The organism is Facilibium subflavum (genome assembly GCF_003574485.1).
Lineage (GTDB): Bacteria > Pseudomonadota > Gammaproteobacteria > Francisellales > Francisellaceae > Facilibium > Facilibium subflavum.
Genome location: NZ_QLIT01000019.1, coordinates 1 through 3,995 on the forward strand (window position 1 = coordinate 1; position 3,995 = coordinate 3,995).

Annotated in this window: 3 protein-coding genes; all 3 read left to right on the forward strand. The window is 31.4% G+C overall.

Going from position 1 to position 3,995, the window contains the following annotated elements:
* Nucleotides 1-17 precede the first annotated feature (17 nt).
* The 3 genes from DNK84_RS02065 to DNK84_RS02080 all read left to right on the forward strand — a co-directional run bounded on the left by DNK84_RS02065 (nt 18) and on the right by DNK84_RS02080 (nt 3,519).
* Entirely contained in the window at nt 18-350 is a 333-nt protein-coding gene (locus DNK84_RS02065; RefSeq protein ID WP_268876878.1) for a transposase, read from the forward strand.
* Between the two features lie 532 nt (nt 351-882).
* The gene (locus DNK84_RS02075) at nt 883-1,887 is read left to right on the forward strand and encodes a hypothetical protein (protein ID WP_162902152.1); all 1,005 of its coding nucleotides are present in this window, start codon (nt 883-885) and stop codon (nt 1,885-1,887) included.
* 42 nt (nt 1,888-1,929) lie between these two features.
* Complete coding sequence (locus DNK84_RS02080; RefSeq protein ID WP_119342923.1) at nt 1,930-3,519, forward strand: hypothetical protein; 1,590 nt, start codon at nt 1,930-1,932, stop codon at nt 3,517-3,519.
* Nucleotides 3,520-3,995 lie beyond the last annotated feature (476 nt).

The window sequence follows — 3,995 nt, forward strand, 5'->3', positions numbered from 1 at the left end:
GTTAGCCAATCAAGTTCATACGTACACCTGGACAGGTACATGATAGTACCCAGTCAAAAGCGTTGTTAAGTGATGTGCGTGATGCAAATGTGCTTGGGGATAAAGCTTATGACTCAAAGGATTTGTATGCATTTTTGCTTGAAAGAGGATGTAATATAGTCATCCCGCCAAAAAGTAATGCAAAAGAGCCACATGAGTATGATAAGGAAATTTACAAAGAAAGGCATTTGATTGAATGTTTCTTTTCGAAGCTGAAGTACTTTCGTAGAGTTTTTTCAAGATTTGATAAAACAATAATCAGTTTTAGTGGATTTTTAAACTTTTCTGGGAGTTTGATTTGGATGCGGTAAAAAAATTGGTTCACAGAACCTAATACATACTTTTAAATCAATGTAAAAGGTCTTGAAGTTACTAGGTTCTGTGAATCAAAAAAACTACAAGATGTAAAATTAAGTTGATTAGAAAGCAACACACATATAGATATGATAAAATCATTATTTTATCCTATTTTCCAAAGATAAAATTGGACTTTTATAATGGCAACGGGCATCAAAATAATAGTGCTGCACTATGACATAAGCACAGGTGAAGTTTTAGAATCACAAGATCTTCGTAACGATGAGCTTTTCCCTCCTAATCACCTAAAGGATCTTGGTTACTTACATTTAGAACAAATTGATCTGTTGAACAAATTGATCTGTTGTCTTAAGTGTCAGGAGTTTAAGATATCTCGGCAAATTAAACTAGTAAACAATAGTAACGTTTGTCCTATTTGCGGATCTAAAGCAGTTAAAATGGGAAAATATACATCAGATTTCCATGCCATTTTTTAGTGATCATACTGTCGAAATAAAAAGGATTAAATGCAAGGGTGGGTGCAACTTGCCGTATAAGCTGGAAGGGATTTTTGGCTCTAATACTCACCCTGATTTATTAAAAAAACAAGCTGAATTAACTGCAGAGAAAAGCTATGTTAAAGCATCAAAAGAATTAAATTATGATGCATTCGAAGACAGGGCTATTAATAACCGGACCCATTTAAGTAGAATTTCGTCAAAAGTGAGCACGGCACTTGAAGTAATTAAAACTCAAGATATTCCTACACCAGAGAAAGGCGTTGATGAGCTGATAGCAGTTATTGATGGTGGTCATATCAAAAATCGAGGAGAAGGGAGATCATTTGAAGCAATGACAGCAGCCATATACCATCCTGACAATGTAGAGTATATTGATAAAAATCATACCAAAATAACCAAGAAACAAGTAGTTGGTTCAGCAAAAGATGATAACCAGCAGTGTATGAAATTACAGTTTAAAAATGCCTGTATATCAGAAGGCCTAGGCACAAATACAAACATCACTTGTTTAGCTGATGGTGCTGATAATTACTGGGCAGTTGCACGTTCGATATCTGCAGAGTGTCAGCACGTTTTATGTATATTAGATTGGTTCCACATAGGAATGAAGTTCAAAAACAATCAATCAGCTATATCGGATGATAAAAAAGATGAATATGAAGCCGTTAAATGGTGTTTATGGCATGGGAATTCAGAAAAAGCCATCATTAAGCTACAAGGGCTGATTGATTCGACTGAGTGTATCAAGTCAAAAAACAAGCTTAACAAGCTACAAACTTATATTACCAATAATAAAGATAAAATAGTGAATTATGATCAAAGAGACCAAAAAGGTCTTATCTATGCAAGCAGTTATGCTGAAAGCACTGTTAATAATTTGATTAATGTTCGCCAGAAAAATAAACAGCGTATGACTTGGACCAGAGAGGGTGCTCACCAAATAATTCAGATTCGGGCTGCAAAAATGGGCAGTAACTGGGAAAAGGATTGGTTAGCCGTAGAGAAAGAAATATACCGAAAAGTCGCTTAAATATCTAGATTTGTGTTGCTTTCAATAAAGTAGGTGTGTTGTATGAGAAAAATATCATTTTTTATTTTGAATGGAATTTCATCGCTAGTATTTGCAAGTAATAATTATGAAGACTTAATAAAGCTTAATGTTAAAGCTGCTGATGCAAGCCAGAATCTATTTCTTGATGGTTCTAGAGTTACAATTTCAAAAATTGATAATAACAAAAAATATTCCTCATACGTTAGTTATATATCATGTGATAAATATTGTTCAGTAACTTTTGATAAATTTAAAGTAACGAAAAGAGAAAACTATAAAATAGTAATAATAAAAAATAAGGAAGTTATCTACACTAATAATCTTATACTAATACCTGGTAAGTATCAACCTGTAACTAATTTTGTTAGCAATTTTAGTTTGCCTGATGCTTCTTTACTTTATGGTAAAGCTGCTAATAATATCATTGAAACAGGTAGAGTTGGAGTAGGTTTTGGAGAGTTGTTGGTAGGGTTAGGAGTTACCTCTTTAAATGCGCCTATCGCTATAGCCGCTGGGTTATTTTTTATGGGCGTCGGTATATACGCACTTTATTATAATAATACTTACTCTTCTACTGAAGAACGAGAGTTTAAATTATTAAAAGAGGTTTCTAATAAATTAGCAGAGATGAAAAGCGATATTTCTAATATTCAAAGCACATTGAATGAGTTTTTTAAAATATATAGATATAACGAACTATTAAAACAACATCGTAATTTAATAAGAAACATTAATAAAATAGATTCAGTTTATAATCAAGTTGATAATGCTTTGTTTTTCAGATGTTACAACAATAGTGAAAAAAATATTAATAATTATGATGATGAGTATGTTAAAAATTTATTTGCTAATTTAAAAGGATTTACAGAGTTAGGGAAATATAGTAAAGAAGCTCTTGATGATTTTAATGATATTTCTCAGAAAATGCTAATGGATCTTAAATATCAATATGATAACCTTCCAAAAAATAGCGATTATAGGAACATATTTGAAAAATATAACTCAATTTTATTAAAGTATGTTATAAACGTGTCACTTGCTATAAAAAAAGCGTACTTGCTAAATCAGCGAGCTATGCTAATTATTAAAAAAAATCCTAATTACGCAAATAAAATTTTAATTGGAGATGAAATAACTGGATATACTTTTGATAAGAGAATGCAGTCTCTAAAAAAAATATATAAGGAAAAAATAGACATGATCAAAAATATAAAAGATACAATGAGTATCCCAGCAAGTAGCTTTAATATTTTAAATATGTGTTATCCAGGTCAGGAGTTTTTAGATTCTGATGATTATGCAATTTTATATTCTATGAAAGATGATGATGATAATGCTTGGATTTTTACCTATAATACAAAAAATATAAGTAATAACGTTAAAATTACAAAAGTAAATAATACAGATTTTATAAGATATAGAAATGGTCCATATTTTAAAAGGGATAATTATATTATCAATAATAAACTTAGCGATAAAGATAATATTTGTGTATCTAAGGATGATAAACAAGACGCTCAATGTGTTTTATATATTGATAAAAATGTATTAGATTCTCGCTTGAAGACGGCCATAAAGCAAACAGCTATTATCGCCCAGTTAACTATTTAGTATAATTTGTTAGTGTTCCAAAAGTGTTGGTGACCATAATTATATCTCCATCCCAAATTCATATTTGTTAATAAATTGACCTACCCCTAGAGAAAATGGGACACAGAATCCCGCAGACTAGGAGGAATAAATGAGAGCATTCCTAATATAGTTGTTATGCTGCATTTTTATAAATATGTTGCCTAACTAGCTGCCAATCCTGAGCCCATTGATTGCTTGCTAAAGAGGTTCTAAGCTGCAACACTCTGTGTGCAGACTCTCGATTCCATTGCGCCTTGTGTTTCTTTTTAAATCGAGTATTAATAACACTCTCAACACCACTTTCTATTGCGCTGCTCGTATATACTTTTCCTAACGTGAGTTCGATATAAAAGATTAAAAAACATGCATAAATATACTGTGATGAGGTTGAAATTTTTTTCTCCAAAAGGTATTTCTGGAGCTGAAAACAAAAAAACCAACCTCATGGAGTGTTA

Excerpts from the sequence above, each read along its gene's own strand:
- DNK84_RS02080 (WP_119342923.1), top strand. The coding sequence starts at position 1,930 with ATGAGAAAAATATCATTTTTTATTTTGAATGGAATTTCATCGCTAGTA.